A 5805-nucleotide genomic window follows, 5' to 3' on the forward strand; every position below is an offset into this window, starting at 1 on the left:
CAAGGAATGCAAACTTATACTTGATCGGGATCTGAATGCGGCTCTGGTAATCTTAAATTACGCTTTGACAGGCTTTGTCACGGGTCGGGAACCGGCCTCAGGTGTGGAGGAGAAGAACTCTTTTCCTGTGAAACACGAAACAGCATCAGGCAGAATTTGGAAGCGGGAGATGATTGAGCAGATCAAGACCCGCATCCGTTTGGAGCTGGCTCCCTTCAGGCGCTACGCCCCAGGCTTCCCTTGCTTTTGTGCCATTGAGATACCGATTCAGTTCGACAGTCAGCTCACGACCCGCATTGTACAGCAAGGCCTGGCTACGACACTTGCGAGTTAATTCTCGCTCCATAGAATCAGCCGCTTTTCTGAGTCGGGAAAGTGCATTGTGATTCGTGGGGCTGCAAATCATTCAGCTCGCTAAAGCGAATGATTGCAATTAAATGGATCATCCGTTTTTCCTCGTTTCTTCGTCACGGAATGATCTTCCACAGTCTGGATGAGTTCAGTGAAATTCAAAGGCTTGGTCAGATGACCGTCAAAGCCTTGTTCCAGAGTTTTCTTCCGTTCATCGAGCATCGCGTGTGCAGTTAAAGCAAGAATGGGTGAATGAAAGCCCTTTGATCGAAGAATTTTCATCGCTTCGTATCCATCCATCCCAGGCATTTGGATATCCATCAGGATGATATGGAAAAATTGCTCCGTGGCCTTGGTGATTGCAGACAGGCCGCTATCGGCGGTTTCCACGATCGCTCCACTCTGGGTGAGAATACGATTTGCCAAAAGTTGATTGTCTTTGGAGTCGTCGACCAGCAGAACCCGGATGCCTTTGAGTCTTGACGGATGAGGTTTGATCCCGGTTTTGTTCACTGCAGGCGGCAGGGATTCGACGCGGAACACTGCACGAGCTACGAAGTTGATCGTGAATGTACAGCCTTTAAGCGGCGAAAATTCAGAGAGAGTGATCCCCCCTCCGAGAGCCTCTGCCAGGCGTTGCGAAAGAACAAGTCCCAAGCCGGTGCCACCAAAATTTCGCGAGGTGCTACTGTCAGCCTGCATGAAGGGCTGGAACAGGCGATCTTTTTGTTCGAAGGTTAAACCGGGGCCGCTGTCTTTTACGTCGACACTGAAATTATGAATGTTGTCGACCGTCCTCGCACTCCTGACGGTCACGTGCACGCCGCCTTCACTCGTGAACTTAACTGCATTCCCGATGATGTTGATAAAAATCTGCCGCAGACGAGCTGAATCGGAGGAAATCCAACGTGGCGCAGAGTCATCGAAGAAAAAGGTAAGATGGATCCCCTTCTGTTTCGCCTTTTCCCTAAAAAGTTCGATCGATTCACGGATCAATTCCAAGAGCGAGAATTCCACTTCCTCTACATCCAGCTTACCGGCCTCAACTTTTGCCAGATCGAGAATATCATCGATGATGCGGGTGAGTGCCAAACCGTTGCGATTTATCGTATCGACGTACAAATTGCGTTCTTCGACGGAAATTTCCGTTGTTTTCAAAAGCGCGCTGAATCCGAGCATGGCAGAAAGTGGCGTGCGAATCTCATGACTCATATTCGCTAGAAAGGCGCTTTTGGTGGCATTCGCGCTTTCCGCCATAAGCCTCGCGTCTTTGGTCTCCTGAAGGGCTTTATTCAAATCGGACTTGGCAAAGTTGAGTGCGTTCGCGTAGGCTTGTAAATCCCGGGTCAGCTCCCGTAGGATCTGATTCTGGCTTTCCTGCTTTCTGGTCCGTCGTTCGCTTTTGAAAATTATTGCCAGATTTGTGTCGAGAAGTTTCCAGTCTTCCAGATGACCACCGATGTGCAATTCATCGGCGTAAAATACCCAAACCAGATCTGTATCCAGCTTTCTACCAATCAAGCGCGCGACCTGATTGCTTGGCGGGAAGGGCAAATCCGCTCGAGTTTCGCCTTTTTCCGAACAGGCAGTCAGGAATGTGCCCCAGGCTTTACCGTTGGGAATGGTCTGTGGAAAGCCTGAAGATGGAAGAAAGCGCTGCACTTCGCCATCGTAGTCAAAAATGAGAAGGTCCTTCGCTCCGAAAAGCTGAGCGAGACTTCGTGCTCCCTCCCGACGCAGGGCCAGAGAAGACATGAGGGTCAGAAGATTGAGATCGATACGATCCATACTACCGTCTATGGAAGTAAACAGGTAACGGCTGTGCAGTTGTGAAAGCCACTGAACTGTCCGTCCACCCTAGCAATCTGCCCATACGTGTTACATCCGACGAATTCAGTTCCCTTTAAGGACTGAGACAGCGCCTTCAGTTCCATGCCGAAATCTATTCCCATACGAAGGCGGGTGGCTACACAATCAAAGAATATCGCAACTTTCGGTTCTTTTCCGTTCAGTTGGGCCATCGCCATCTCGGTAGCCTGAGATGCTGCCTCTGCTGCTGATTCAACAGTGGTACGCATGATATAAATCGTCGAATCCACAGGAATGTTTGAGGCACAGGAAATCGAACCGTCGGGGTTGATTATCAGCGGAACACGGAGCTTGTAACCGTTCAAACTCTCAATGCCGATGACATTGTGGAGAAAAAAGGAGAGCGGATCTTCCCGATCGAGCATTTGTTGGGTGCTTTCGGCAAAGTCCTGAAAAACCTCGATTGCCGGCATGCCATTGACGCTTATGAGACACGATCCCTCGGCTTCCGTGACACGCATCGCTTCGCTTGCCGTCTCCCATCCGTGTTTGACGCCGATTCCAATCGGTTCGTTGGAGAGGATTTCCAGCGCCACAGCTGCATCCTTATAAGCCTTGGTTCCGAGGAAAACTTGAGTTTGCGAAAACTTCGCATCATCCCCGGCGCCGCCACCAACCAACTGATATTTTCCCTGTGTCTTCAGCATGAGCGCCTGAATGAAATCATCAGTATAGCCGGCAAGGGCATCTGTCATAACGATGGCGGTATGATAGCGATAGTTAGGCTGCCGAAGGCCTTGAAAGTTCGCGACGATCTCATCTGCAGCGGTATGAAGACTGTTTCGTAGATTTCTGCCAACGCTGGCTGAAAAGCGCAAATGGGACGACCAGATCCCGACCGCGCAGACGGCCCCTTCTTTTTGTGCCCCATCCGTAAACTCGCCCGCTGATGAACATCCGACCAGAATTTCCGGTTCGCAGCTTTGCTGGATGGATGCCAGCAATTCCTGATAGTCATACCTGGCAGATGCAAAGACCAACATTGCGTGCGGCGCTTTCCCGTCGAGCTTGCCCAGGATCTCAGCACCTAACTTCTGACCAGCAATTACGGGTGATTCGTCGCTCGCGATGGCTACGGCAGAGAGGGTCATTTCAAATACTCTTTTCGCTATGTTTCGTTGACCGAGGATGAAAATTTATAGATCAAGCAGGCTACTAAAGTAACGAAATTTAACCGATCCAGGCCAAATTTACCAAGTGTTTTTCCAAAGGATTGGCTGGTGAGTCCCCAGGATAAAATTGACCTAGCGTCACTTAACCTGTTAATATCCTTTTGAAATCCTGGTATATATGCAGAGAAATGTAAATTTGCTCATTACCGCTGGAACGATTTGGGTCCTCTGGAAGGCTTGGCGGTAGCCGCCACAAAAACAGAACATTCCTATTGCTGGGGAGCTCCCACCATCACCACAGGGATCATTCCCCGGACGCAGTTATCCTGCGAGAGCGTAAAACTGCTCGAATGGAGCGGAGCCCTGAATATCTATTCGGCGTTTTTTGATCATGGCCATCATCTCAATGTGGCAATGGTTTTCGCGGACGACATGAAGGTTTTAAAGCTCATCATGGGCCTTATCCTTTGCCGGACCCGCCTGTGATCCTGCTGTATGAGCTTATTCAGATATTTCACCTGCTGGAGCCCCTTGTCGGTTGAATATTCATTATTGAAGGCATTGAGAGCCGCGGCGTTGGCTCCTGATTTGTCTGTATTGATTTTCCCAGGAACATCATGCTGACGAATGGCCTTCTTCAAAAACCTCATGGCCACTTCTGATATCCACACACACACACACACACACACTCAAGCTCCCAATATTGACGTCTTACGGAGACAACTGAGTGAAGCTTCAGATTCGTTCGGTGCCTTGACATCTCACTGCAGCCATGATCAATTGCTATCGACGGAATTAAGAATTCATTGGAGCAGGGTTTACCGCATGTGCGGGATGTTTGGAGTTAAAAACGCGCAGTTTCCTTACAGCGATTTCCCTGATGTGAAATGAGCCACGAGGTTGGCAATCCAAGAGGTGCTTTATGATTTATTCCGAGCTGGCAGTAGAACTGGACAAAAATAGATACGGCCGTTCGCTTCATTCGCAGATATGCGTTCCCGTGACGGCGCTCCTCCTTACAGCAGTTTGCAGTGGTCTGGCGGGATGTGGCCGCGGAAATTCGCCTCTCGATAAAGACAGCCTGGGCACCCAGCGGGATCTCACGCCGACAGGGATTGGCGCCACCGCATCAGCGCGTGCTGATGCGAACCAGGAAAGTTCTCTGAGGGGGACGACACCGTGGTTGCCGCAGGCGGAAGCTGGGACTCCAGCACCCACCATCGTGCCGTCGCTGGCCGTGGTCACGTATGTGGGAGGTCTGGGCAATCAGTACATTCGAAATGTCAGTATCGGCGATGACGGTTCGGTAACGGCCGAGGGAAAGGGGTTTCGGATTGTCTACCCTCAGGGTCTGGCCAGTGTCAGAGTCGAGGGAGACGTGAGTACACCAGATACCGAAGCTTACTCTGACAAGCCCCCGCTCTACAAAGAATGGAATTACAACTGGAAGTCAGCCAAGCACGCTAAAAAATTCGATGACCCACGCTCGGGCTTATCCTATTATTTCGGTACGAGGCACGTTCACGCCAACCTCATGCAGCCAACGTTTTTGGTCTGCAAGACAGGCAAAAACTGCGACCTTTCTGAAAACCAGGAGGCCCGCATGTGGGATTGGTGGGCCAGTGTGGCTTTTGACAAAAGTCTTGGGGCCGACTCACGTGGCTATGATGTCTTTCCTCTTCCCAATGGCTTAATCGGCCTGAAAGGATGGACCGACGGCGGCAATTCCACGTTGGCTCGCTGGCCTGTGCGGGATGATCCAAACTGCAAAAACGCCGCGACGTGCCCCCAACTCGACATCAGGCTCGAAGATTCGATCAGCAAGGGTACGTTCCAGGGGGCTCCGAACAGCCTTTCGACGATGTACATGGTCTACGACCCGACCCAGAAGAAACCTGTCCTGGCTACATTCCTGCGCTCTCACGTGACGAATCACGCCGTGGACGCCTGGGGACGCATTTACTTGCCAAAAGGCATAGGTCGCGCTTTCCCGACTCGGGATCCCGAGAACATCTTTGGACATTCGAAAGCTGCGGAAACCGGTCTTTTCGTCCTTTCGCATGACTTCACCACAGCCGAAGTCAACACCCGCATAGGTGGGACGTGCTCAGGCGATGGCAAACAGCAATCCTTTGCTGCCCTTGCGCAAAAAGGAAACCTGCTGGTACTTGGAGGAACGACTTGCGCCACCGACCTCGCCGTCACCGGGACAACGGTGCAGACGAAAAATGGTGGGCAGCAGGACGGAATGCTCGTCATCGTCAAACTCTGGGAGTGACTTGGAAACGAGGGCCGATCTTCCAAAGTCGGCCTCCCGAGGTTTCAGCTGCAACAGAGCCCATCATCCTCAATAGTATTCCTGCGCGGCTTCGAGCGCTGACTTCGTTTCACTAAACAGAAGTTCAACCGCAGCATTACCAGCCAGATCGGGTTGAAGTTTCGTGAGCCTTGTCTTGATGAGTGGCAGCTCGGC

General features: G+C 51.4%; 5 protein-coding genes. 2 read left to right on the plus strand and 3 right to left on the minus strand.

What is annotated here, in order from left to right; translation table 11 throughout:
- On the plus strand, positions 1 to 334 hold a 334-nt coding region (locus VE954_RS11895), incomplete at its 5' end, for a hypothetical protein (RefSeq protein ID WP_324952938.1).
- Positions 335 to 414: 80 nt separating this feature from the next.
- Here the strand turns inward: VE954_RS11895 and VE954_RS11900 are convergent.
- The 3 genes from VE954_RS11900 to VE954_RS11910 form a co-directional block, all read right to left on the minus strand.
- Positions 415 to 2139 (minus strand): response regulator, encoded by a 1725-nt coding sequence (locus tag VE954_RS11900; protein WP_324952942.1) that lies wholly within the window; start codon positions 2137 to 2139, stop codon positions 415 to 417.
- An 8-nt stretch (positions 2140 to 2147) separates the two neighbouring features.
- Complete coding sequence (locus VE954_RS11905; RefSeq protein WP_324952943.1) at positions 2148 to 3311, minus strand: FIST signal transduction protein; 1164 nt, start codon at positions 3309 to 3311, stop codon at positions 2148 to 2150.
- Positions 3312 to 3730: 419 nt separating this feature from the next.
- Positions 3731 to 3982, minus strand: coding sequence for a DDE-type integrase/transposase/recombinase (locus tag VE954_RS11910; protein ID WP_324952944.1), 252 nt, complete (start codon positions 3980 to 3982; stop codon positions 3731 to 3733).
- Between the two features lie 272 nt (positions 3983 to 4254).
- Between VE954_RS11910 and VE954_RS11915 the strand changes: the two genes are divergently transcribed.
- Positions 4255 to 5610: a hypothetical protein gene (locus tag VE954_RS11915; RefSeq protein WP_324952948.1), complete on the plus strand. Its 1356-nt coding sequence runs from the start codon at positions 4255 to 4257 to the stop codon at positions 5608 to 5610.
- Positions 5611 to 5805: the final 195 nt, after the last annotated feature.

Source organism: Oligoflexus sp., from assembly GCF_035638955.1.
Taxonomy (GTDB): Bacteria; Bdellovibrionota_B; Oligoflexia; order Oligoflexales; family Oligoflexaceae; genus Oligoflexus.

What these genes read in the sequence shown, in the direction of transcription:
- VE954_RS11900 (WP_324952942.1), bottom strand. Translation starts at nt 2,139, where the DNA reads ATGGATCGTATCGATCTCAATCTTCTGACCCTCATGTCTTCTCTGGCC.
- VE954_RS11905 (WP_324952943.1), bottom strand. Translation starts at nt 3,311, where the DNA reads ATGACCCTCTCTGCCGTAGCCATCGCGAGCGACGAATCACCCGTAATT.
- VE954_RS11910 (WP_324952944.1), bottom strand. Translation starts at nt 3,982, where the DNA reads ATGAGGTTTTTGAAGAAGGCCATTCGTCAGCATGATGTTCCTGGGAAA.
- VE954_RS11915 (WP_324952948.1), top strand. Translation starts at nt 4,255, where the DNA reads ATGATTTATTCCGAGCTGGCAGTAGAACTGGACAAAAATAGATACGGC.